19 protein-coding genes are annotated in these 23,216 nt (G+C 67.1%); 13 read left to right on the top strand and 6 right to left on the bottom strand.

Annotated features, from left to right (window positions below; translation table 11 throughout):
• Positions 1–9 precede the first annotated feature (9 nt).
• Positions 10–615: a TetR/AcrR family transcriptional regulator gene (locus tag CFB82_RS01680; RefSeq protein WP_006482923.1), complete on the top strand. Its 606-nt coding sequence runs from the start codon at positions 10–12 to the stop codon at positions 613–615.
• A gap of 233 nt (positions 616–848) precedes the next feature.
• Positions 849–1,496: a GNAT family N-acetyltransferase gene (locus tag CFB82_RS01675; RefSeq protein ID WP_069246915.1), complete on the top strand. Its 648-nt coding sequence runs from the start codon at positions 849–851 to the stop codon at positions 1,494–1,496.
• Between the two features lie 58 nt (positions 1,497–1,554).
• Here the strand turns inward: CFB82_RS01675 and CFB82_RS01670 are convergent, their stop codons facing one another.
• Positions 1,555–2,079 carry an Lrp/AsnC family transcriptional regulator gene (locus CFB82_RS01670; protein ID WP_011655746.1) on the bottom strand — a complete coding sequence of 175 codons (525 nt, stop codon included), beginning with the start codon at positions 2,077–2,079 and terminating at the stop codon, positions 1,555–1,557.
• Positions 2,080–2,291: 212 nt separating this feature from the next.
• Here CFB82_RS01670 and hppD point away from each other — a divergent pair, with 212 nt between their 5' ends.
• Positions 2,292–3,389 carry a 4-hydroxyphenylpyruvate dioxygenase gene (gene hppD / locus CFB82_RS01665; protein ID WP_089483296.1) on the top strand — a complete coding sequence of 366 codons (1,098 nt, stop codon included), beginning with the start codon at positions 2,292–2,294 and terminating at the stop codon, positions 3,387–3,389.
• A gap of 132 nt (positions 3,390–3,521) precedes the next feature.
• On the opposite strand, the gene CFB82_RS01660 is transcribed toward hppD, so the two are convergent.
• Positions 3,522–3,716, bottom strand: coding sequence for a hypothetical protein (locus tag CFB82_RS01660; RefSeq protein ID WP_089444786.1), 195 nt, complete (start codon positions 3,714–3,716; stop codon positions 3,522–3,524).
• A 330-nt stretch (positions 3,717–4,046) separates the two neighbouring features.
• On the opposite strand from CFB82_RS01660, the gene CFB82_RS01655 reads away from it, so the two are divergent.
• Positions 4,047–7,637 (top strand): indolepyruvate ferredoxin oxidoreductase family protein, encoded by a 3,591-nt coding sequence (locus CFB82_RS01655; protein WP_089483295.1) that lies wholly within the window; start codon positions 4,047–4,049, stop codon positions 7,635–7,637.
• A 150-nt stretch (positions 7,638–7,787) separates the two neighbouring features.
• On the opposite strand, the gene CFB82_RS01650 is transcribed toward CFB82_RS01655, so the two are convergent.
• The gene (locus CFB82_RS01650) at positions 7,788–10,058 is read right to left on the bottom strand and encodes an NADP-dependent malic enzyme (protein WP_089483294.1); all 2,271 of its coding nucleotides are present in this window, start codon (positions 10,056–10,058) and stop codon (positions 7,788–7,790) included.
• A 460-nt stretch (positions 10,059–10,518) separates the two neighbouring features.
• On the opposite strand from CFB82_RS01650, the gene CFB82_RS01645 reads away from it, so the two are divergent.
• The 7 genes from CFB82_RS01645 (at position 10,519) to CFB82_RS01615 (ending at position 18,113) form a co-directional block, all read left to right on the top strand.
• Positions 10,519–11,205, top strand: coding sequence for an orotate phosphoribosyltransferase (locus CFB82_RS01645; RefSeq protein WP_011350651.1), 687 nt, complete (start codon positions 10,519–10,521; stop codon positions 11,203–11,205).
• A 255-nt stretch (positions 11,206–11,460) separates the two neighbouring features.
• Positions 11,461–12,054: a YbhB/YbcL family Raf kinase inhibitor-like protein gene (locus CFB82_RS01640; protein WP_089483293.1), complete on the top strand. Its 594-nt coding sequence runs from the start codon at positions 11,461–11,463 to the stop codon at positions 12,052–12,054.
• A 269-nt stretch (positions 12,055–12,323) separates the two neighbouring features.
• Positions 12,324–12,896 carry a flavodoxin family protein gene (locus tag CFB82_RS01635; protein WP_069246909.1) on the top strand — a complete coding sequence of 191 codons (573 nt, stop codon included), beginning with the start codon at positions 12,324–12,326 and terminating at the stop codon, positions 12,894–12,896.
• Between the two features lie 154 nt (positions 12,897–13,050).
• A complete protein-coding gene (gene argC, locus CFB82_RS01630) occupies positions 13,051–14,001 on the top strand; it encodes an N-acetyl-gamma-glutamyl-phosphate reductase (protein WP_089483292.1) in 951 nt (316 codons plus the stop codon).
• Between the two features lie 434 nt (positions 14,002–14,435).
• The gene (locus CFB82_RS01625) at positions 14,436–15,863 is read left to right on the top strand and encodes a DUF2957 domain-containing protein (protein ID WP_089483291.1); all 1,428 of its coding nucleotides are present in this window, start codon (positions 14,436–14,438) and stop codon (positions 15,861–15,863) included.
• 147 nt (positions 15,864–16,010) lie between these two features.
• Positions 16,011–17,261 carry a DUF2957 domain-containing protein gene (locus tag CFB82_RS01620; protein ID WP_089483290.1) on the top strand — a complete coding sequence of 417 codons (1,251 nt, stop codon included), beginning with the start codon at positions 16,011–16,013 and terminating at the stop codon, positions 17,259–17,261.
• Between the two features lie 18 nt (positions 17,262–17,279).
• A complete protein-coding gene (locus tag CFB82_RS01615; RefSeq protein ID WP_069246905.1) occupies positions 17,280–18,113 on the top strand; it encodes an OmpW/AlkL family protein in 834 nt (277 codons plus the stop codon).
• Positions 18,114–18,297: 184 nt separating this feature from the next.
• Here the strand turns inward: CFB82_RS01615 and CFB82_RS01610 are convergent, their stop codons facing one another.
• A complete protein-coding gene (locus CFB82_RS01610; RefSeq protein ID WP_089483289.1) occupies positions 18,298–19,227 on the bottom strand; it encodes a LysR family transcriptional regulator in 930 nt (309 codons plus the stop codon).
• A gap of 97 nt (positions 19,228–19,324) precedes the next feature.
• Between CFB82_RS01610 and CFB82_RS01605 the strand changes: the two genes are divergently transcribed.
• Positions 19,325–20,620 carry an MFS transporter gene (locus CFB82_RS01605; RefSeq protein ID WP_089483288.1) on the top strand — a complete coding sequence of 432 codons (1,296 nt, stop codon included), beginning with the start codon at positions 19,325–19,327 and terminating at the stop codon, positions 20,618–20,620.
• 85 nt (positions 20,621–20,705) lie between these two features.
• On the opposite strand, the gene CFB82_RS01600 is transcribed toward CFB82_RS01605, so the two are convergent.
• Positions 20,706–21,347: a LysE family translocator gene (locus CFB82_RS01600; RefSeq protein ID WP_069246902.1), complete on the bottom strand. Its 642-nt coding sequence runs from the start codon at positions 21,345–21,347 to the stop codon at positions 20,706–20,708.
• Between the two features lie 76 nt (positions 21,348–21,423).
• Positions 21,424–22,380, bottom strand: coding sequence for an NAD(P)-dependent oxidoreductase (locus tag CFB82_RS01595; RefSeq protein ID WP_256990269.1), 957 nt, complete (start codon positions 22,378–22,380; stop codon positions 21,424–21,426).
• 9 nt (positions 22,381–22,389) lie between these two features.
• On the opposite strand from CFB82_RS01595, the gene CFB82_RS01590 reads away from it, so the two are divergent.
• Positions 22,390–23,154, top strand: coding sequence for a Mut7-C RNAse domain-containing protein (locus tag CFB82_RS01590; RefSeq protein ID WP_089483286.1), 765 nt, complete (start codon positions 22,390–22,392; stop codon positions 23,152–23,154).
• Positions 23,155–23,216: the final 62 nt, after the last annotated feature.

Genomic DNA, 23,216 nt, shown 5'->3' with positions numbered 1-23,216 from the left:
CATTCGACCATGGCCCGTACCCGAGCGCCCGACCACGAATCCCAGCGCGAGCAGATCCTCGATCTGGCCGCCGAGAAATTCGCGCAGACGAGCTACCCGAGCACGTCGATGTCCGATCTCGCGACCGCGAGCGGCACGTCGAAGGCACGCCTCTACCACTATTACGAGAGCAAGGAAGCGATCCTGTTCGACCTGCTCGACCGCTACACGAAACGGCTGATGCTGATCATCGCCGAGGTCGAAGGGGCGAGCCAGCGGCGCGGCCTCAGCGAGCGCGACGCGTTCGCCGAGCTGGTGCGCGCATTCCTCGCCGAGTACGAGACGTCGCACAGCCGGCACGTCGCGCTGCTCAACGACGTGAAGTATCTCGAGGACGCGCAGCGCGAAATCGTGCTCGACCGCCAGCGCGACATCGTCGCGGCGTTCACGCGGCAGCTCGCACGCGCGTACCCGGACCGCATCTCGAAGGAAAACCAGACGTCCGTGACGATGATGGTGTTCGGGATGATCAACTGGACGTTCACGTGGCTGAAGCCGGGCGGCCGCCTCGGCTACCGCGACTTCGCCGAGCAGGTGATCGACCTGATCGAACGCGGGCTGTCGACGGCCGCCTGATTGACGCGCAGCAGCAAGCGTTGCGCGATGGGCACAGTGCGACCGCCCGTCGCGCGTTTCATATGATGAATTTTAAATTCGCTTAAAATCAATAACTTAAAGAATGAACTAAGCGGTTTTAGAATTTCCCCTCAGCACAAATAACGTCAAATACGGGTTTTCCCCAACCTCGCTCGGGTAAAATGGTGTTGCATTGCACAACCGGTTTGTGCACCCACACTGAGGAACCCACGATGAACACGCAATTCAACGGCACTGCCGATGTCGTCGGCAACGCCGGGTCTGCGCCGGTTCTCGTCAGGGAACTGGCTTCCAAAGACCGTGAGCCCATGCTCACCCACTTTCTCTCGCTCGACGAAGAGGACCGCCTGCTGCGCTTCGGCCAGATGGTGCCCGACCACGTGATCGAGAACTATGTGCGCACGATCGACTTCGGGCGCGACACCGTGTTCGGCGTGTTCGACCACGACCTCGAACTGATCGGCGTCGGCCACCTGGCCTACCTGCCGGCCGAGGGCGACAAGCGCACGGCCGAATTCGGCGTGTCGGTGCTCGAAAGCGCACGCGGCCGCGGCGTCGGCTCGAAGCTGTTCGAGCGCGCGGCGATCCGCAGCCGCAACACGCACGTGACGATGCTGTACATGCACTGCCTGTCGCGTAACGCGACGATGATGCATATCGCGAAGAAATCCGGGATGCGGATCGAGTATGCGTACGGCGAAGCCGATGCGTACCTGTCGCTGCCGCCGGCCGACCACTCGACGATCATCGCCGAGATGCTGCAGGAACAGGCTGCTGTGTTCGACTATGCGATGAAGCGCCAGGCGCGCCGCACCACGAAGTTCATCGAATCGCTGATGCCCGCCGCCCTGACGGCGTAATGTCGGCCAGCCGGGCCGCGCCAGCCGCGCGCCCGGCCCCTCCCTTCCCCGCCGCGCACTAGCGCACCGAACGAATCGGCAACGCCGTCGTCTCCTTGAAGCATTCGAGCGAGAAGCTCGTCTTCACGTCGATCACCGACGGGTGATGCAGTAGATGCTCCTGCACGAAGCGGGAGAAATGCGCCATGTCCTCGACCTGCACGCGCAGCAGGTAATCCATATCCCCCGTCATCGCGTGGCACGCGACCACTTCCGGCCAGGTCTGCACGGCCGCGCGAAACAGCTCCGCATGGGTCGCGCCCGCTCGCGCCGACGTTTCGTCGGCTCGCACCGGCGCCAGGCCGCCGCGCTTCTCGAGCCGCACGCTCACGTACGCGAGCAGGTCGAGCCCGAGCTTCTGCGGATCCAGCAGCGCGACATAACCGGTGATCACGCCGATCTCCTCGAGCCGACGGATCCGCCGCAGGCACGGGCTCGGCGACAGGTTCACGCGCTCGGCGATCTCCTGGTTCGACAGGCGCCCGTTCTCCTGAAGAATCGCGAGAATCCGCCGGTCGATGGCATCCAATTCGGCTTGCGCCATCTTCTGCCCTCCAATGAATGGTTTGAGACTGGAAATTGCGCCATCGTAGGTTCGAGCAATTAAGTTCGCAAGTTTACGCTCGCGGCTGCCCGCTACACTTTGTCGCACGTACCGATTCGTCGCGCATGCCGCCGCGTGCGCCACGTTCGACATCGAACCAGGCCGGGCCTGCGCACGTCGCCCCGGCCGATCGCCCCCACAGGAGACACGCCATGCAGATCCCGAACTGGGACAACCCCGTCGGCACCGACGGCTTCGAATTCATCGAATACACGGCACCGGACCCGAAAGCGCTCGGACAACTGTTCGAACGGATGGGTTTCACCGCGATCGCGCGCCACCGCCACAAGGACGTGACGGTATACCGCCAGGGCGACATCAACTTCATCATCAACGCCGAACCCGATTCGTTCGCGCAACGCTTCGCGCGCCTACACGGCCCGTCGATCTGCGCGATCGCGTTCCGCGTGCAGGATGCCGCGAAGGCGTACCAGCGCGCACTCGACCTCGGCGCATGGGGCTTCGACAACAAGACCGGCCCGATGGAGCTGAACATCCCGGCGATCAAGGGCATCGGCGATTCGCTGATCTACTTCGTCGACCGCTGGCGCGGCAAGAACGGCGCGCAACCGGGCGCCATCGGCGACATCAGCATCTATGACGTCGACTTCGAGCCGATCGCCGGCGCGAACCCGAACCCGGACGGCCACGGCCTCACCTACATCGACCACCTGACGCACAACGTGCATCGCGGCCGCATGCAGGAATGGGCCGAGTTCTACGAGCGCCTGTTCAACTTCCGCGAAGTGCGCTACTTCGACATCGAAGGCAAGGTGACGGGCGTGAAGTCGAAGGCGATGACGTCGCCGTGCGGCAAGATCCGCATCCCGATCAACGAGGAAGGTTCGGATACGGCCGGCCAGATCCAGGAATACCTCGACGCGTATCACGGCGAAGGCATCCAGCACATCGCGCTCGGCGCCACCGACATCTACCAGGCGGTCGATGGCCTGCGCAGCAAGGAAGTGAAGCTGCTCGACACGATCGACACGTATTACGAACTGGTCGACCGCCGCGTGCCGAACCACGGTGAATCGCTGGACGAACTGAAGAAGCGCAAGATCCTGATCGACGGCGCGCGCGACGACCTGCTGCTGCAGATCTTCACCGAGAACCAGATCGGGCCGATCTTCTTCGAGATCATCCAGCGCAAGGGCAACCAGGGCTTCGGCGAAGGCAACTTCAAGGCGCTGTTCGAATCGATCGAACTCGACCAGATCCGCCGCGGCGTCGTGCAGGACAAGGCCTGACGCATCCGGCGGGCGGCTGCCCGGGGCAACCCGGCAGCCCGCACGATCCGGCGGCGCAAAGAAAAAGGGCAGGAATCCGAGGATTCCCGCCCTTTTTGCATTCCGGCGCGGCCCGCAGGCCGCGCGAGCGGATCAACGCGCGTTCGCCTTCGCCTCGACGGCGCGCTCGGCCGTCGGCTGCGCGACGGCATCCTGGGCCGGCACGATCTGCTGCATCTGCGCGCCGGCTGCCGCCAGTGCGCTCGCGCCTCGCGCGTGCACCGGGCCGGTCATCGAGAAAAACGCGGCGGACACGATCAGGAAACTCTGGATATGACGTGTGTTCATTGCACCTCCTGTAAAACTGCCGGCGCCTCCCCGATTGCGTCGACACAAGCCAACGCGGCCGGGCACCTCCGGCAGGCCGACAAGATTAACGGCGTTTGCACGAAGATGGGGCCGGCTTTACATGCTTTTACATGATGTAACGCATGGTTCCGCCCTGTTTTTCTGATGCGCTGCCGCAATTCGCCGGCGCTCCAACCGATGGGCGGCGGGTTTGCCCCAGTGCTACCATCGCTTAAAACCGGCCAATATGCCGGCCACTGCCGACGCGTCCACAAGATGCCCGAAGCAGTCGAGTTTTGGTGATCCCAAACTGGGTGGAGGAGACTGTTAATGAATGCCCCGCTAGACGCAGACCAACGCGCGTCCCTAGAAGCCGCGCTGAAGTCCGTCACGCTTGACGACAAATACACACTGGAACGCGGCCGCGCGTACATGAGCGGCATTCAGGCCCTCGTGCGCCTGCCGATGCTCCAGCAGGAACGCGATCGCGCCGCCGGTCTCAATACCGCCGGCTTCATCTCCGGCTATCGCGGTTCGCCGCTCGGCGGCCTCGATCTATCGCTCTGGAAAGCCAAGCAGCACCTGGCCGCCCACCAGATCGTCTTCCAGCCCGGCCTCAACGAAGATCTCGCCGCCACCGCCGTGTGGGGCTCGCAGCAAGTGAACCTGTACCCCGGCGCGAAGCACGACGGCGTGTTCGGCATGTGGTACGGCAAGGGCCCGGGCGTCGATCGCACCGGCGACGTATTCAAGCACGCGAACTCGGCCGGCTCGTCGCAGCACGGCGGCGTGCTCGTGCTCGCCGGCGACGACCACGCGGCGAAATCGTCGACGCTCGCGCACCAGTCCGAACACATCTTCAAGGCCTGCGGGCTGCCGGTGCTGTTCCCGTCCAACGTGCAGGAATATCTCGATTTCGGCCTGCACGGCTGGGCGATGAGCCGCTACTCGGGCCTGTGGGTCGCGCTCAAGTGCGTGACGGACGTGGTCGAATCGTCGGCATCGGTCGACATCGACCCGCATCGCACCGAGATCGTGCTGCCGACCGACTTCATCCTGCCGGAAGGCGGGCTGAACATCCGCTGGCCCGATCCGCCGCTCGTGCAGGAAGCACGGCTGCTCGACTACAAGTGGTATGCGGCGCTCGCCTACGTGCGCGCGAACAAGCTCGACCGCATCGAGATCGATTCGCCGAGCGCGCGCTTCGGGATCATGACCGGCGGCAAGGCGTACCTCGACGTGCGCCAGGCGCTGACCGACCTCGGCCTCGACGACGAAACCTGCGCGCGGATCGGCATCCGGCTATACAAGGTCGGCTGCGTGTGGCCGCTCGAAGCACAGGGCGCGCAGGCGTTCGCGCGCGGCCTCGACGAAATCCTCGTCGTCGAGGAAAAGCGCCAGATCCTCGAATACGCGATCAAGGAAGAGCTGTACAACTGGCCCGACGGCCAGCGGCCGCGCGTGTTCGGCAAGTTCGACGAGAAGGACGGCGCCGGCGGCGAATGGTCGGTGCCGATGGGCAACTGGCTGCTGCCCGCGCACTACGAGCTGTCGCCCGCGATCATCGCGAAGGCGATCGCGACGCGCCTCGAGAAGTTCGAGCTGCCGTCCGACGTGCGGGCACGCATCGCCGCGCGCCTCGCCGTGATCAACGCGAAGGAAATGGCGCTCGCGAAGCCGCACGTGCAGACCGAGCGCAAGCCTTGGTTCTGCTCGGGCTGCCCGCACAACACGTCGACCAACGTGCCGGAAGGCTCGCGCGCGATCGCCGGCATCGGCTGCCATTACATGACCGTGTGGATGGACCGCAGCACGAGCACCTTCAGCCAGATGGGCGGCGAAGGCGTGCCGTGGATCGGCCAGGCGCCGTTCACGGACGAGAAGCACGTGTTCGCGAACCTCGGCGACGGCACCTATTTCCACTCGGGCCTGCTGGCCGTGCGCGCGGCGATCTCGTCGAAAGCGAACATCACCTACAAGATCCTCTACAACGACGCCGTCGCGATGACGGGCGGCCAGCCGGTCGACGGCGTGCTGACGGTGCCGCAGATCACGCACCAGCTCGCGTCCGAAGGCGCGAAGAAGATCGTGATCGTCACCGACGAGCCGGAGAAGTACGACAGCCAGAAGGCGCTGCTCGCACCGGGCGTGACGATCCATCACCGCGACCAGCTCGACGACGTGCAGCGCGAGCTGCGCGAGATCGAAGGCACGACGATCCTGATCTACGACCAGACCTGCGCGACCGAGAAACGCCGCCGCCGCAAACGCGGCACGTATCCGGACCCGGCCAAGCGCGTCGTGATCAACGACGCGGTGTGCGAAGGCTGCGGCGACTGCTCGGTGCAGTCGAACTGCCTGTCGGTCGAGCCGCTGGAAACCGAATTCGGCACGAAGCGCCAGATCAACCAGTCGAGCTGCAACAAGGACTTCTCGTGCGTGAAGGGCTTCTGCCCGAGCTTCGTCACGGTCGAGGGCGGCCAGCTGAAGAAGCCGAAGGCCGTGTCGGTCGACGGCAACGCACTGCCGCCGATCCCTGAACCGACGCTGCCGGACATCGACCGCGCATACGGCGTGCTCGTCACGGGCGTCGGCGGCACGGGCGTCGTCACGATCGGCGCGCTGCTCGGGATGGCCGCGCACCTGGAAAACAAGGGCGTGACCGTGCTCGACGTCACCGGCCTCGCGCAGAAAGGCGGCGCCGTGATGAGCCACGTGCAGATCTCGCACGCGCCGACCGACATCCACGCGACGCGGATCGCGATGGGCGAAGCCGATCTCGTGATCGGTTGCGACGCGATCGTCACGGCCGGCGACGAGTGCACGTCGCGCATGCGCCACGACACGACGCGCGTGGTCGTCAACAGCGCGCAGACGCCGACCGCCGAGTTCATCAAGAACCCGAACTGGGCGTTCCCGGGCCTGTCCGCGGAAAACGACATCCGCGCGGCGGCGGGCGAAGCCGTCGATTTCATCGACGCGAACCGCTTCGCGGTCGCGCTGCTCGGCGACGCGATCTACACGAACCCGTTCGTGCTCGGCTACGCGTGGCAAAAAGGCTGGCTGCCGCTCACGCTCGCGTCGCTCGTCCGCGCGATCGAGCTGAATGCGGTATCGGTCGAGAAGAACCGGGCAGCCTTCGACTGGGGCCGCCGCGCCGCGCACGACCTGGCGAGCGTGAAGCAGGCCGCGGCCGGCGACGCGCGCCCCGTGCAAGGCGCCACGGTGATTTCGCTGCACACGAAGAAGGCGGTCGACGCCCTGATCGCGAAGCGCGTGGAATTCCTCACCGCGTACCAGAATGCCGCGTACGCAGCGCGCTATGCGGCGTTCGTCGACAAGGTGCGCGCGGCCGAGCGCGCGCTGGCGGACGGCGACACGATGCAGGAGCAGCTGACCGAAGCGGTCGCGCGCAACCTGTTCAAGCTGATGGCGTACAAAGACGAATACGAGGTCGCGCGGCTGCAGTCCGATCCGGCGTTCCTCGCGCGCCTGAACGCGCAGTTCGAAGGCGACTGGAAGCTGAAATTCCACCTCGCGCCGCCGCTGTTCGCGAAGACGGACTCCCACGGCCATCTCGTGAAGAAGGCGTACGGCCCGTGGATGATGTCGGCGTTCCGGCTGCTCGCGAAGGCGAAGTTCCTGCGCGGCACGGGGCTCGACCCGTTCGGCCGTACCGAGGAGCGTCGCACCGAGCGCGCGCTGATCGGCGAGTACGAAGCGCTGATCGGCGAGGTGCTGGCCAAGCTGAACGCGGCCAACCGCCCGCTCGCCGTCGAGCTCGCGGCGCTGCCGGACGGCATTCGCGGCTACGGCCACGTGAAGGAGAACAACCTGCGCGCGGTACGCCAGAAGTGGAACACGCTGCTCGCGAAGTGGCGGGCGCCGGCCGGCGGCCAGTCGCACCAGCAGGTCGCGTAACGGCACGCGGCGGGCATGCGCGGCCGGATGCCCGCCGGCGAGCGGCTACCGGCTCACGTCGCTTCACGATAAAAAAAACGCCACGGAACGCAGGTTCCGTGGCGTTTTTCTTTGCGCCGCGCATCAAGCGCGGCACACGCGGGCGTGGACTTACTTCGTGTTCACGTTCGCGGCGGCAACGGCCGTCATGTTGATGATCCGGCGCACGGTCGCAGCCGGCGTCAGGATGTGGACCGGCTTCGCCGCGCCGAGCAGGAACGGGCCGACCGTCACGCCTTCGCCGCCGACCATCTTCAGCAGGTTGTACGCGATGTTCGCCGCTTCGACGTTCGGCATGATCAGCAGGTTCGCTTCGCCCGACAGCGTCGTGCCGGGGAATGCCTGCTTGCGGATCAGTTCCGACAGCGCCGCGTCGCCGTGCATTTCGCCGTCGACTTCCAGGTTCGGTGCGCGTTCGACGATCAGCTTGCGGGCTTCGCCCATCCGGCGCGACGACGCCGACGGCGCGCTGCCGAAGTTCGAGTTCGACAGCAGCGCGGCCTTCGGCGTGATGCCGAAGCGCTCGATCTCGGCGGCAGCCTGGATCGTCATGTCGGCGAGCTGTTCGGCGCTCGGCAGCTCGTTCACGTACGTATCGCACACGAACAGGTTGCGGCCCGGCAGCATCAGCAGGTTCATCGCCGCGAAGTGCTCGGCGCCCTTCGCACGGCCCAGCACCTGTTCGATGAACTTCAGGTGGCTGTGGAACGTGTCGATCATCCCGCAGATCATCCCGTCCGCGTCGCCCAGATGCACGAGCATCGCGCCGATCAGCGTGTTGAACTTGCGCATCGCGGCCTTCGCGACTTCCGGCGTCACGCCGTCGCGCGCGCCGATCTCCTGATACGCCTGCCAGTAGCGGTGGTAGCGCGCATCGTCTTCCGGATCGACGATCTCGAAATCGGTGCCGGCCTTCAGCTTCGAGCCGATCTTCGCGAGGCGCATGTCGATGACCGACGGACGGCCGACGAGGATCGGCTTCGCGATCTTTTCCAGCAGCACGAACTGCGCGGCGCGCAGCACGCGCTCGTCTTCGCCTTCGGCGAACACGATGCGGGCTTCCTTCTGCTTCGCGGTGGCGAACACCGGACGCATCACCATGCCGGTGCGGTAGACGGTCGCGCCGAGCTGCTCGCGGTACGCGTCCATGTCCTGGATCGGGCGGGTGGCGACGCCCGAGTCCATCGCGGCTTGCGCGACGGCCGGCGCGATCTTGATGATCAGGCGCGGGTCGAACGGCTTCGGAATCAGGTAGTCCGGCCCGAACTCGAGCGAATGGCCTTCATACGCCTTCGCGACTTCTTCGCTTTGGTCGGTTTCCTGCGCCAGCTCGGCGATCGCGCGCACGCACGCGAGCTTCATTTCTTCCGTGATCGTCGTCGCGCCGACGTCGAGCGCGCCGCGGAAGATGAACGGGAAGCACAGCACGTTGTTGACCTGGTTCGGGTAGTCCGAACGGCCGGTCGCGACGATCGCGTCCGGGCGCACGGCCTTCGCGTCTTCCGGGCGGATTTCCGGTTCCGGGTTCGCGAGCGCCAGGATCAGCGGGCGGTCGCCCATCGTCTTGACCATGTCCTGCTTCAGCACGCCCGCGCTCGAGCAGCCGAGGAACACGTCCGCGCCGACGATCGCGTCGGCGAGCGTGCGTGCGTCGGTGGTCGCCGCATAGCGCTGCTTCGACGGATCGAGGTTGCCGCGCCCTTCGTAGATCACGCCCTTCGAATCGGCGACGAGGATGTTCGACTTCGTCAGGCCGAGGTTCACCAGCAGGTCCAGACACGCGATCGCTGCCGCGCCCGCGCCCGAGCACACGAGCTTCACTTCGGACAGCTTCTTGCCGACGACCTTCAGGCCGTTCAGGATCGCGGCCGACGCGATGATCGCGGTGCCGTGCTGGTCATCGTGGAAGACGGGGATCTTCATGCGCTCGCGCAGCTTCTGCTCGATGTAGAAGCATTCCGGCGCCTTGATGTCCTCGAGGTTGATGCCGCCGAGCGTCGGCTCGAGCATCGCGATCGCCTCGACGAGCTTGTCGGGGTCGGACTCCGACAGTTCGATGTCGAACACGTCGATGCCCGCGAATTTCTTGAAGAGGCAGCCCTTGCCTTCCATCACCGGCTTCGCGGCGAGCGGGCCGATGTTGCCGAGGCCGAGCACGGCGGTGCCGTTCGTGATGACGCCGACGAGGTTGCCGCGCGACGTGTACTTCTGCGCGTCGAGCGGATCGGCGTGGATCGCTTCGCACGCAGCGGCGACGCCCGGCGAATACGCGAGCGACAGATCGAGCTGGTTCGACAGCGGCTTGGTCGGGGTGACCGAAATCTTGCCGGGTTTCGGGTTCAGGTGATAAGCGAGTGCGGCCTGCTTCAGTTGTTCGTCCATGATTGACCTGCGAGAGACTTGCGAAATATTGACGGTTCAGTACGCCGCACCTTCGGCCGCGTCTGCTTGAATCGAGGGGGTGATCGACTGCGAGACGGCACGCGACGCGCCGGGTCGGCACGCCATCGAACCTTGGCGGGTGGCAAGAGGAAAGTACAAAGTACTGAACGATTTCTAAGGGTCGCCTAGTGTACACCCCCTAAATGACGCATGTTGGTGCAACGCCGCATCCTCCGCATCAGCGCGCGAGCAATCCGGCCCCGTTTGTTTCGCCGGTGGTGAGCCGCGCGGCGAACCCGCGCGAATTCCGCCGAAAAGCAGCCTGAATCGGGTAAAATAGCCGGCTACGCGCGCAGCGATGCGATCGGCCCGCCGATCGCGCCCCGGCCCTCTGGGCAGGTTCCCCTTGCTGCGCCACCGGGCCCGCGCCCGCTCTTCGCTCATCACCCAAGGAATGCCCATGACAGGCTACGATCGTCAGTCGATCTCGGATACGACCGCCAAAATCCTGCTCGAAGTACAGGCAGTGCACTTCAACGCAGAAAAACCGTTCATCTTCACGTCCGGCTGGGCAAGCCCCGTCTATATCGACTGCCGCAAGCTGATTTCGTATCCGCGCGTGCGCCGCGCGCTGATGGAAATGGCTGAAACGACGATCACGCGCGACATCGGCTTCGAGCAGATCGACGCGGTGGCGGGCGGCGAGACGGCCGGCATCCCGTTCGCGGCCTGGATCGCGGACCGGATGATGGTGCCGATGCAGTACGTGCGCAAGAAGCCGAAGGGTTTCGGCCGCAACGCGCAGATCGAAGGCCATCTGGAAGAAGGCTCGCGCGTGCTGCTGGTGGAAGACCTGACGACCGACAGCCGCAGCAAGATCAACTTCGTCAACGCACTGCGCACCGCGGGCGCGACGGTGAACCACTGCTTCGTGCTGTTCCACTACAACATCTTCAAGGAAAGCGTGTCGGTCCTGAAGGACATCGACGTCGACCTGCACGCGCTCGCCACGTGGTGGGACGTGCTGCGCGTCGCGAAGGCGTCGGGCTACTTCGAGACGAAGACGCTCGACGAAGTCGAGAAATTCCTGCACGCACCGGCCGAGTGGTCGGCTGCGCACGGCGGCGCAACGTCCCCGAAGGACTGACGCCGCGCCGGCCCGTTGGCCGGCGTCCTGGCTGAACGAGCCGCCCGCTTCATCGCGGGCGGCTTTTTTTCGTCCGTCGATTTTTCGTCAGTCGATTCGCGCAGGAAACGATCGCGACCACGGGTCGCGGCGTGCGTCGCTCATCGAACCCTAATGCTAGACTTGATCCATCGCTGCCATCAGCTGCGCAGGCAACGCACTACGCCAACAACGCCGGACGCATCGGTCCGGCCCATGTGACGGGAGAAGCGCCATATGCGTGTGGATCGCCGGATCACTCCGCCTGCGCCATCGGGTCGCCCGTCGCCGTTTCTCGCCGCCCTCCTTTACGCCGTCGCCCTTGCTGCCCTGCCCGTGCATGCGGAAGGCCCGTTCACCGTGACGAGCGACGACCTGACACCGGGCGGGCGCGTCCGCGCCGCGAACGTGTTCGACCGCGGCGACTGCAAGGGCGGCAACCACTCGCCGCAGCTCACCTGGCACAACCCGCCGCCGGGCACGCGCGGCTACGCGGTCACGATCTTCGATCCCGACGCGCCGGGGCACGGCTGGTGGCACTGGGCCGTGGCGGGCATTCCGGCGACGGTCACGAGCCTGCCCGCCGACGCGAGCGCGTCCGGGTTCCTGCGGCGCATCGGCGCGAGCGAGGCGCGCAACGACTTCGGGATCGACGGCTACGGCGGCCCGTGCCCGCCGCCGGGCAAGCCGCACCGCTACGTGATCACCGTCTATGCGCTGAAGGGCGACGACCTGCGCGTCGCGCAGGGCCGCCCCGCGCCGATGTTCGAGCACGAGATCGGCACGCTGACGATCGGTACCGCGCAACTCACGGTCAACTACGGGCAGTAACGGGCGTGGTACGCCATGGCTTGCGCGCCGCCGCGTCGCCGTGTCGCCGTGTCGCCGTGTCGCCAAATCGCCGTGTCGCCGCACTGCGATTGCCGGCCGCTGCGAAATGACGTTCTCCGTGCTCACTCGCTTTCCCGTCATTTCGGCTTGCTAGACTCCCCGTCACCGGTCGCGGCACCCTGCCGCGCATCCGTCGCGCCGCCCACCGGCGGCGCGTGACGCGGCGAGCCTGCGGTCCGCCGTTCCCGTTCCTTTCCGGAGAACGCTTCATGTCGAACATCGTCATCGTCTATCACAGCGGCTACGGTCACACGCAGAAACTGGCCGAGGCCGTGCACGCGGGCGCGCAGGAGGCCGGCGCGACCGTGCGCCTGCTCGCCGTCGGCGACGTCGACGACGCGGGCTGGGCCGCGCTCGACGCGGCCGACGCGATCGTCTTCGGCGCGCCGACCTACATGGGCGGCCCGTCGGCGCAGTTCAAGCAGTTTGCCGACGCGACGTCGAAAGCGTGGTTCACGCAGAAATGGAAGGACAAGATCGCCGCGGGCTTCACGAACTCCGCGACGATGAACGGCGACAAGTTCTCGACGATTCAATATTTCGTCACGCTGTCGATGCAGCATGGGATGGTGTGGGTCGGCACGAGCCTGATGCCGGCCAACTCGAAGGCGGCCACGCGCAACGACATCAACTATCTGGGCGGCTCGACGGGCCTGCTCGCGCAGTCGCCGGCCGATTCGACGCCCGACGAAGGCCCGTTGCCGGGCGACCTCGAGACCGGCAAGGCATTCGGCCGGCGGGTTGCCGAAGCGACCGCCCGGTGGGTCGCCGGCCGCGGCTGAGCACGCCCCGGCGCCCGCTCCGGCGGGTGCCAAAGGGACACAAGACGGCCCGCCGGCCGTCTTTTTTTCGCCCCGCGCGGTGCAGGCCCGCCGGATGACGTCTTAAAATGGCGGTTTCAGGGCGCGGCCCCCCGTTTCATTCAGTGAGAGCGAAATGAGCACCAAAGTTTTTGTCGACGGCCAGGAAGGCACGACCGGCCTCAAGATCTTCGAATACCTGTCGGCACGCAGCGACATCGAGATCCTGCGCATCGATGAAGCGAAGCGCAAGGACGTCGAAGAGCGCCGCCGCCTGATCAACGCGTCGGACGTCACGTTCCTGTGCCTGCCGGACGTCGCATCGCGCGAATCAGCCTCGCTCGTCGAGAACCCGAACACGACGCTGATCGACGCGAGCACCGCGTTCCGCACCAGCGCCGACTGGGCGTACGGCCTGCCGGAACTGACCCGCGCGCAGCGCGAGAAGATTCGCACATCGAAGCGCATCGCCGTGCCGGGCTGCCACGCATCGGCCTTCGTGCTCGCGATGCGTCCGCTCGTCGATGCAGGCATAGTCGCACCGACGTTCGCCGCGCACAGCTACTCGATCACCGGCTACAGCGGCGGCGGCAAGTCGATGATCGCCGACTACGAAAACGCGGCGCCGGGCGGCAAGCTCGCGAGCCCGCGCCCGTATGCGCTCGGTCTCACGCACAAGCACCTGCCCGAAATGGCCGCGCACACGGGCCTCGCGAACCCGCCGATCTTCACGCCGATCGTCGGGCCGTTCCTGAAGGGCCTCGCGGTGACGACCTACTTCACGCCCGACCAGCTCGCGAAGCGCGCGACGCCGCAGGACGTGCAGCGCGTGTTCGCCGAGTACTACGCGGACGAAGCATTCGTGCGCGTCGCGCCGTTCGATGCGGACGCGAACCTCGACGGCGGCTTCTTCGACGTGCAGGCGAACAACGACACGAACCGCGTCGACCTGTTCGTGTTCGGCAACGCGGAGCGCTTCGTCACGGTCGCGCGCCTCGACAACCTCGGCAAGGGCGCATCGGGCGCCGCGATCCAGTGCATGAACCTGAGCATCGGCGCGGCCGAGGACGCAGGTCTCAAACGCTGATTCAGCATCGCATGCAATGCAAAGCCGGCCACTGGCCGGCTTTTTATTTACCCGTATCAGGCAATATATAAAAATCCCGGGTCGCGCATTTACAAATATTTACAAGCTTTCCATTGCGCGATTACCAGTGAATTAACCCCACCCCTTCTTTATCCAGTCAATCCCGAATAGGGATAAACCGGATACCGCCGCTTTAAACGCTGCCGTTATACGCAGGAAGGCTCCGCGCCGGCCTGTCCGGCGTCGCACATACCCCACTCCGGCCGCTTTCGGCAGCCTGTCTCACGTTTTAATTCTTACCGAATACCACGTCGGACAAGGACTCAAAACACGATGCCCGTTTCAATCGCCTTTTTTAGACGGGTTCATCAATTGACAGCAAAAATCAAGGCGGCGACATTAGCTCGCACAATTAAACGATTGGAGACAGCGGCATGTCGCACACCTTATCGAAGGGGGTGGCAACGGCCTTTGCCATTGCCCCTTTCCTGGTTGCATGTGGTGGGGGGGACGGCGGCGCACCCGCGCCGATCAATGCGCCCCAATGTTCCGGATCCAGCTGCGGCACGCAAGGGCCGCCGCCGTCACAGCCGATCAACGGTGCGCTGTGCCCGGCCAACGCCGACATCGTGAAGAGCACGTACCTCGGCGGCGCCGGTAGCGGCGAGATCGTCAGCGTCAACATCGACGCGGTGGCGATGACCTACACGCTCAAGTGGCTCGAATCGCCGATTCCGCTCGCGACCGGCACGGTCACGCCGAGCCGCGTCGGCACGACGATCACCGGCGCAGTCATGCACCCGCCGACCGGCGTACTGCCGACCGCCGAGCAGACGCGCTGCGCGTTCATCCTGACACCCGGCACGGGCAAGGCGCCGAGCGGCGCCACGTACTCGACGGCCGCCGACTTCAACCAGGCGAACCCGCCGATGCTGCTGGTCGGCATGGGCGTCGCGGGCGGCGGCATTCCCGGCGCGACGATCCAGTACGACGGGCTGACGATCGCCATCGGCCCGGTCGTGGTGGCAAAGGACGTCGGCAAGGTGCCGAACCGTCACTTCGACTTCTACCCGTTCCTCGGCTTCGCGAACACGACGACCGACCTCACGAAGCTGCCGGGCACGTACAACGCGCTGCTCTATCACCTCGTGCCGTCGGGCAACTACGCGACGAAGGGTTCGAACTCGAGTGAGACGTTCGACGCGAACGGCGCGTGCACGTCGAGCGGTTCGGGCGGCTGCCAGACGACCGGCGATCCGTGGAAGGCGAGCGCGAACGGCGGCTACTTCGACAGCACGAAGGCACCGCAGACGCTGCCGCAAACGCAGTTGCCGCTCGTCGGCGCGACCGGCAAGTCGGCGACCGCGCACATGGTGATCGGCCAGCTCAACGGCGCGACGGTGCCGGTGATCGTGCGCACGGGCAACGTGAACCTCGGCACGCCGCCGCTGCACGCCGACGCGCAGGTCGACGACGAATCGGGCATCGCGGTGCTCGGCGCGGCGACGGCCATCTCGTCGGGTGCGATCGACGGCGGCTACGCGGGCGCGGACTCGAACTTCAAGTACACGGCGGCCCTGATCCGCGGCAGCAACGCGTCGTTCATCAACCCGAGCACGCAGGCCGAGGAAGACGGCTTCACGCTCGACTACGGCCAGGCGACGCCGGGCCTGCTGAACGCGACGACGACGCCGCCGAGCGGTGCGAGCTACCCGTCCGCTTCGGGCGTGGTGATCGCGACGGGCGGGCTGTACGCGGCGCTGATCCAGGGCACGGTGAACGGCGGCGTCACGTCGACGTCGGCGAATTCGACCACGTCGTCGACACCGTACTTCGGCGTGGGCGCGCAGATCAGCAAGTAGCGAACGAGGACGCGGCGGCCGGCCTGCCGCCGCGTGACGCAGGGAAGGCACGAAGGCGCTCGGCACGGCGCAAGCAGGACGAGCACAACCAACAGAAGCGGCCGACAGGGAGCTGGCCGCCGCACAAGACAAATCTGGAGGAGCAACATGAAGCGCAACCTCATTCTGGCGGCGGCCCTTGCCGCCCCCCTTCTTTCCGCCTGCGGCGGCAGCGGCAGCGGCGGCGACAACCCGCCCCCGCTCGTCGAAGACCGGCTCTGCCCCGCCACGCTCGACTACAACACCGTATTCACGGGCGGCGCGGGCAGCGGCGAACTCGCGAAGGTCCAGCTCGACACGACCAAGATGACCTGGCAGGTCACCTATGTCGAATCGGCGGTGCCGCAAAAGACCGGCACCGTCACGCCGACCCGCGCGGGCACCGTCGACAGCGGCACGCTCACACAGGAAACGCTGCTGCCGACCAACAAGCTGAACCAGTGCGCGTTCCGCCTGAACGGCGCGAGCCTCGATGCGTCGCGTCCGGCGCGCATCTTCGTCGGCTTCGGCGTCGCGGGCGGCACGATTCCCGGCAAGGAGATCCAGTTCGACGGCGTGCTCGGCCAGGCCGCGGTGCCCGACACGAAATTCCCGTACTACCCGTTCATCGGCTTCTCGTCGATCGAAACCGACATCACGAAGGTCGCGGGCACGTACAGCCACATCGGCTTCGGCGAGGTGCCGTCGCAGAAGTTCGCGCCGGCGTCGATCGACGCGAAGGTGACGATCAACGCGGACGGCACGTGGACCAAGTGCGACACGACCGGCCAGTTCGCGGGCGGCGCGTGCGCGCAGCAGGGCACGAACTTCGTGCAGTCGGCCGACGGCAGCGGCGCGTTCCAGTCGAACAACTACGCGAGCGAGCTGAAGCCGACGTTGTCGGCCACGCCGCAGGGCAAGGGCTTCATGATCGTCGGCAAGCTGCGCAACCAGCTCGTGCCGATCCTCGTGCGCACGGGTGTCGCGAACCCGAACCCGACGCCGGACAGCAACGGCGTGCCGGGCCTGACCGCCGACGATGAATCGAGCATCTCGATCCTCTCGCCGCAGACGGCCGTCGCGGCCGGCTCGCAGAACGGCGAGTACATCGGCGTCGACAGCCAGTTCGATTACCGGACCACCGCGCTGATCGACAAGCAGGCCACGCTGCTCGATCCGTTCCAGCCGTCGCAGGCATCGCTCGCGACCGCGCTCGACCTGGACTACACGCAGAAGGTGCCGGGCACGGTCACGACGATCCATACGGGCTCGGGCAGCACGTCGCCGACCGGCAAGTTCATCTTCACGGGTGGCGTGTTCGGTTTCCTCGACAACGCGGGATCGACGCCGTATTTCACGATCGGCGCATTCGTCCAGTAAGCGGGGGGAAAAGCCGTGATGAAGAAAACCCTTCTCTGCGCGGCGGCCGGCGCCGCCGCCGTGGCGCCGCTCGCGGCGCACGCGCAGAGCGCCGGCAGCAACGTCGTCACGCTGGGCTGGTTCCACATCATGCCGCAGCAGAGCAGCACGCCGATGACGACCAACGTCGCGCCGACGCCGATCAACACGCCGCTGCGGCTGCCGCCGTCGTTCACGTCGCCCGGCACCGGGCTGCACACGAGCGGCGCCGACACCGTGGGCCTGACGATCAGCCACTTCCTGACCGACCATATCGCGGTCACGTCGGTGGCCGGCGTGCCGCCGGTGTTCAAGGTGTCGGGCCAGGGCACGATCAGGCCGCCTGGCCCGGCCGGCGCGCTCGGCACGCAGAACATCGGGCTGGGCTCGGTCAACCCGATCGTGAAGAGCGTGCGGCAGTGGAGCCCGGCGGCGATCCTGCAGTACTACTTCGGGGCGGCGAACGCGAAGTTCCGGCCGTTCCTCGGCCTCGGCGTGTCGTACAACTGGTTCAGCGACCTGCAGCTCAACACGAACTTCATCAAGCAGACGCAGGACAACCTCGGCGCGATTCTCGCGGCGGGCGCCGGCAAGCCGGGTACGACCTCGGTGGAGGCGAAGGCGTCGTCGTCATGGCAGCCGGTGTTCAACGCGGGCCTGCAGTACAACATGACGGAGCATTTCGGGCTGATCGCGTCGGTCACGTACATCCCGCTGAAGACGACGTCGACAGTGACGATCAAGGCGGCCGACGGCACGGTGCTCTCGGAGTCGAAATCGGACCTGAAGGCCGACCCGATCATCAGCTACGTCGGGATGACGTACAAGTTCTGAGTGCAGCGACGGACGACGAATGGAAGGCCGCGACAAAATCGCAGGCAAAAAAAAGCCCGCCTAAGAGGCGGGCTGAATCCATATCAGAGGAGACATGGAGGAGACAGGTGCAACTATAGCGAAACAGTTTCCGCAATGCAACATTTCCGTAGAGAAAATAAGGATTTTCCCTCGAATGGCGCCTCTAGACCGCCTTCATCGCATCTGACCCCACCCTGTTTACCCGGTCGAGCACTTCGCCCAGCGCATCGCGCAGCAGCGCGACGGGCCGCACCAGCCGGCCCGGCAGCGCGCCGTGCACGATCCACACGTTGATCCGCGTCTCCAGCCCCACCGTTTCCACCACCCTCAGCGCATCGCGATGCGCGCTGCGCGCCAGCGCGTTCGGTGCCGCGATGCCGATGCCCGCGCCGCGCGCGACGAGCGACAGCTGCAGTTCCGAGCCGAACGCCTCGACCGCGACGTCGAACGGCAGCCCAGCCGCGCCGAGCATGCGGCTCAGCGCCGAACGCATCCCGCAGCCGTCCTGGCTCAGCACCCACGGAAAACCCGACAGCGTGTCGATCGACAGCGGACCGTCCGGCAGCGGATAGTCGCGCGCGGCGACGAGCACCGTCGGCTGCGTGCCGATCAGCGTCGACGTGAACGTGTCGGGCAGCGTCGAACTGGCCGGCACCATCACGGCCGCGACGTCGAGCGTACCCCGCTCGACGCCCTGTATCAGCGCCGGCGACCAGCCTGCCGTCACGCGCAGCGTGAGGCGCGGAAATGCGTCCCGAAGCCGGTCGATCGGCTGCTCGAGCGCCAGCTCGGACAGGAACGGCGGCACGCCGATGCGCAGCTCGCCGGACGGCTCGCTGTCCGGCGCGCCCGCCGCCATCAGTTCGTCGACTGCGCCCAGCACGTTGCGCGCGAGCGCGTAGACGTCGCGCCCGGCGGCGGTCGGCTTCAGCGGCTTGCTTTGCCGCTCCAGCAGCGGCATGCCGAGCAGCGTTTCGAGGTTCTGCACGCGCCGCGTCAGGCCCGGCTGCGTCAGGTGGAGCTTCGCGGCCGCGGCGACCATCGACCCGCTGTCGACCACCGCGACGAATGCCTGGAGATCACGCGTATTCAAAACAAACTCGCATAATCATGTTAGAGATATTTCAATTGTCGCATAAACATCGGACACCTACGATGGGGACTTCTTCGACCCATTCGTCAGGCTTCCGATGAACTGCCCTGCCAACCCTTGCCACTCCGCCGCTCGCCCGCCCGTCAGCGCGCCGGCCGGCACGCCGCCCGCGCTGAGCGCGGGCATGACGCTGTTCTTCGCCGCGACGGTCGGCGTGATCGTGATGGACCTGTTCGCCGCGCAGCCGCTGACGGGCCCGATCAGCGCCGACCTGCACCTGCCGTCCGGCCTGACCGGCCTCGTCGCGATGCTGCCGCAGCTCGGCTACGCGGCCGGGCTCGTACTGCTCGTCCCGCTCGTCGACCTGCTCGAGAACCGCCGCCTGATCGTCACGACGCTGGCCGCGTGCGCGGCCGCGCTCGCGCTGCCGGCGTTCACGCGGTCAGGCACCGTATTCCTGCTGGCGACGCTCGTGGCCGGCGCCGCGTCGAGCGTGATCCAGATGCTCGTGCCGATGGCCGCATCGATGGCGCCCGAGGCGCAGCGCGGCCGCGCGGTCGGCAACGTGATGAGCGGGCTGATGCTGGGCATCCTGCTGTCGCGGCCGCTCGCGAGCCTGATCGCGGGCTCGGCCGGCTGGCGCGGGTTCTATGTGCTGGCCGCGCTCGCGAATGCCGCGATCGCCGTGGTGCTCGCGCGGCGCCTGCCGTCGCGCACGCCGTCGATCTCGGCCGGCTACCGCACGCTGCTTGCGTCGATGGGGCGCCTGCTCGCCGACGAGCCGGTGCTGCGCCGGCATGCGCTGTCGGCCGCACTCGCGATGGCCGCGTTCAGCGCATTCTGGACCGCGGTCGGGCTGCGGCTCGCGCAGCCGCCGTTCGGCCTCGACCTGCACGGCATTGCGCTGTTCGCGTTCGCCGGCGCCAGCGGCGCGATCGTCACGCCGCTCGCGGGCCGTGCCGGCGACCGCGGCCACGGCCCGGCCGCGCAGCGGATCGCGCACGGCACGATGCTCGTGGCGCTCGTCGTGCTCGGGATCGCGGGCGCCGGCTGGTTCGGCTTCGACGCACACCTGCATCGCGGCCTCGCGCTCGCGCTGCTGGCCGGCGGCGCGGCGCTGCTCGACGCGGGCGTCATCGTCGACCAGACGATCGGCCGCCGCGAGATCAACCTGCTGAACCCGGCCGCGCGCGGCCGCCTGAACGGTCTGTTCGTTGGGCTGTTCTTCATCGGCGGCGCGCTCGGCGCGGTGCTCGCAGGCAGCGCGTGGGCCTGGGGCGGGTGGAGCGCGGTATGCGGCGTCGGGTTTGCGTTCGCCGGCGCGGCCGCCGCTTTCGGGCTCACGGCCGGACGCGGAGCCGGCGCAGCGGCATTGACGCGCCCGCGCGCCTGAGCGAGCGTGACGCAGGCCCGAAAAGCAGAACGCCCCGCCCTCTTGAGAAGGACGGGGCGTTCGGTACGCCGGTGTCAGTGCGAAATCAGTGACGAACCAGCGCCATCATCGCGCCGAAGCCGACGAACAGCCCGCCCGTCAGCCGGTTGAAGATCTTCGCCACGCTCTGGCTCTTCAACGTCGCGCCGATGCGCGTGCCGAACGACGCGTAGACGAGATACCAGCTCACCTCGATCACCGCGAACGTGACGACGAGGACGCCGAACTGCGGCAGCGTCGGCTCGGCCGCGTTGATGAACTGCGGCAGCAGCGCGGCCGCGAACAGGATCGCCTTCGGATTGCTGCCCGCGACCAGGAAACCGTTGCGGAACAGCGTCCCGCGCGATGCCGGCGCGGCCTGGCGCGACACGGTGTCGACGTCGGCGGCAGGTTGCGCGTCGTCGACGCGTGCGCGCCACGCCTTCACACCGAGGTAGATCAGGTAGGCCGCACCCGCAAAGCGCAACGTGTTGAACATCGCCGGCCAGGCTTCGAGCACCGCGCCGAGACCCGCCGCCGACACCGACAGCATCAGCACCAGCGCGGTGAGGCAGCCGGCCATCGTCCACGTCGAACGCCGCAGCCCGTGCCGCGCGCCGTGCGTCATCACCAGCAGCATGTTCGGGCCCGGAATTGCCGACACGACGAACACCGTCGCCACGAAAAGCCACCACGTATGCAAGTTCATGCCTGCCTCTGCGTCGATGTAAGGAAAAACGAAACGTCGATTATGCCGGTGTGCCGGACTTCTGTCGCGCGTCGGCTCAGCGGCCCGCGCGGCGCAGCGCGACTTCGCCGAGCACCGCGAAATCCTGCTCGCCGCCGCCGTGCGCAAGCGCGTCGAGCAGGTTGTCGCGCACGACGCTTGCCACCGGCAGCGGCACCGACACCGCGTCGCCGGCTTCCAGCGCGAGGCGAACGTCCTTCAGCCCGAGGCGGGCCTTGAAGCGCGCGGGCTCGTAGCGCCGCTCGGCGATCATCGAGCCGTAGCCTTCGTAGACGGGGCCCGGAAACACGCTGCCGGTGATCACGTCGAGGAAGTCGCGCATCGCGACACCGTGCGCGCCCAGCAATGCAGAGGCTTCGCCGAGCGTCTCGATCGCCGACGCGAGCGTGAAGTTCGCGGCGATCTTCGCGACGTTCGCGTGCTGCGGCAACGACCCGAACCGCCAGGTCTTCTGGCCGATCGCGTCGAACAGCGGCTGCACGCGGTCGATCGCCTCGGCCGGGCCGCCCGCCATGATCGTCAGGCGCGCGGCGGCCGCGACGTCCGGCCGGCCCATCACCGGCGCGGCGACATAATGGATGCCGCGCGACGCATGCGCGTGCGCGAGCGATTCGGCCAGCGCGACCGACACCGTCGCCATGTTGACGTGGATCAGGCCGCGCGGCGCCTGGGCGAGCAGCGCATCGTCGAAGATCGCGCGCGCCGCGGCGTCGTCGGCCAGCATCGAGAACACCGCGTCGCCGCGAAACGCGTCGGCCGGCGTGTCGACGATCTGCGCGCCGAGGGCCGCGAGCGGCTCGGCGCGCTCGCGCGACCGGTTCCAGACCCGCACCGTGTGCCCGGCCTTCAGCAGGTTCGTCGCGATTGCCTGCCCCATTTCACCCAGCCCGATAAATCCGAGATCCATTTCCCGCTCCTTCGCTCCGTGAAGCGGGGAGTTAAACACAGATGCGTGGCGTCTGCAGGGCACACGGCCGGCCGAGCGCGGTGCCATACTGCCCGCATGGCGACCGCGACCTTCCGCTTCCACGACGAACTGAACGCCTTTCTCCCGCGCGCACAGCGCGACCGCGCGTTCGCGCATGCGTGTGCGCGCGACGCGACGGTGAAGCACGCGATCGAGGCGCTCGGCGTCCCGCATACCGAAATCGGCCGGCTGTGCGTGAACGATGCGCCGGCCTCGCTCGACCGGCCGCTCGACGACGGCGACCGGGTCGAAGCCTTTCCGGAACGCGCGCAGCCGGCTGCGAACGGGGCCACTGCGTCGCCACCGGCGCAATGGTGCTTCGTCGCCGACGCGCATCTCGGCGGCCTCGCGCAGCTGCTGCGCCTCGCGGGCTTCGACACCTGCTACGACAACCACTACCGCGACGACGAGCTCGCGGCGCTCGCCGCGCGAGACGGCCGGATCGTGCTGACCCGCGACCGCGAGCTGCTCAAGCGGCGCGCGGTCGAGCGCGGCTGCTACCTGCATGCGCTGCAGCCGGTCGACCAGTTGCGCGAGCTGTTCGAGCGGCTCGATCTCGCGCCGCACATGCGGCCGTTCCGGCTGTGCCTGCGCTGCAATGCGCCGCTGCATCCGCTCGACGCGGCGGCCGCCGCGCCGCGCGTGCCGGCCGGCGTCCGGCTGCGGCACCGGCGCTTCGCCGCGTGCGACGTGTGCCGGCGCGTGTTCTGGGAAGGATCGCACTGGCGGCGCATGCGCACGGTGGTCGACGCGATGCGCACGCCGCCGCCGCCGCGGCCATCCGGCGAACACGAGGCCTGAAAAAACAAAACCCCGCATGCGTGAACATGCGGGGTCTCGCGACGGGCGGCCGGCAATGCCGG

The sequence above is a fragment of the Burkholderia sp. HI2714 genome, assembly GCF_002223085.1.
Classification (GTDB): domain Bacteria; phylum Pseudomonadota; class Gammaproteobacteria; order Burkholderiales; family Burkholderiaceae; genus Burkholderia; species Burkholderia lata_D.
The sequence above is the reverse complement of the archived record's forward strand: the minus strand, read 5'-3'. Positions and strand labels throughout refer to the sequence as shown.

Excerpts from the sequence above, each read along its gene's own strand:
- CFB82_RS01660 (WP_089444786.1), bottom strand. The coding sequence starts at position 3,716 with ATGAACACACGTCATATCCAGAGTTTCCTGATCGTGTCCGCCGCGTTT.
- CFB82_RS01590 (WP_089483286.1), top strand. The coding sequence starts at position 22,390 with ATGGCGACCGCGACCTTCCGCTTCCACGACGAACTGAACGCCTTTCTC.
- CFB82_RS01595 (WP_256990269.1), bottom strand. The coding sequence starts at position 22,380 with ATGGCACCGCGCTCGGCCGGCCGTGTGCCCTGCAGACGCCACGCATCT.
- CFB82_RS01635 (WP_069246909.1), top strand. The coding sequence starts at position 12,324 with ATGTCGAACATCGTCATCGTCTATCACAGCGGCTACGGTCACACGCAG.
- CFB82_RS01675 (WP_069246915.1), top strand. The coding sequence starts at position 849 with ATGAACACGCAATTCAACGGCACTGCCGATGTCGTCGGCAACGCCGGG.
- CFB82_RS01615 (WP_069246905.1), top strand. The coding sequence starts at position 17,280 with ATGAAGAAAACCCTTCTCTGCGCGGCGGCCGGCGCCGCCGCCGTGGCG.
- hppD (WP_089483296.1), top strand. The coding sequence starts at position 2,292 with ATGCAGATCCCGAACTGGGACAACCCCGTCGGCACCGACGGCTTCGAA.
- CFB82_RS01655 (WP_089483295.1), top strand. The coding sequence starts at position 4,047 with ATGAATGCCCCGCTAGACGCAGACCAACGCGCGTCCCTAGAAGCCGCG.
- CFB82_RS01600 (WP_069246902.1), bottom strand. The coding sequence starts at position 21,347 with ATGAACTTGCATACGTGGTGGCTTTTCGTGGCGACGGTGTTCGTCGTG.
- CFB82_RS01670 (WP_011655746.1), bottom strand. The coding sequence starts at position 2,079 with ATGGCGCAAGCCGAATTGGATGCCATCGACCGGCGGATTCTCGCGATT.
- argC (WP_089483292.1), top strand. The coding sequence starts at position 13,051 with ATGAGCACCAAAGTTTTTGTCGACGGCCAGGAAGGCACGACCGGCCTC.
- CFB82_RS01640 (WP_089483293.1), top strand. The coding sequence starts at position 11,461 with ATGCGTGTGGATCGCCGGATCACTCCGCCTGCGCCATCGGGTCGCCCG.
- CFB82_RS01620 (WP_089483290.1), top strand. The coding sequence starts at position 16,011 with ATGAAGCGCAACCTCATTCTGGCGGCGGCCCTTGCCGCCCCCCTTCTT.
- CFB82_RS01625 (WP_089483291.1), top strand. The coding sequence starts at position 14,436 with ATGTCGCACACCTTATCGAAGGGGGTGGCAACGGCCTTTGCCATTGCC.
- CFB82_RS01645 (WP_011350651.1), top strand. The coding sequence starts at position 10,519 with ATGACAGGCTACGATCGTCAGTCGATCTCGGATACGACCGCCAAAATC.
- CFB82_RS01650 (WP_089483294.1), bottom strand. The coding sequence starts at position 10,058 with ATGGACGAACAACTGAAGCAGGCCGCACTCGCTTATCACCTGAACCCG.
- CFB82_RS01605 (WP_089483288.1), top strand. The coding sequence starts at position 19,325 with ATGAACTGCCCTGCCAACCCTTGCCACTCCGCCGCTCGCCCGCCCGTC.
- CFB82_RS01680 (WP_006482923.1), top strand. The coding sequence starts at position 10 with ATGGCCCGTACCCGAGCGCCCGACCACGAATCCCAGCGCGAGCAGATC.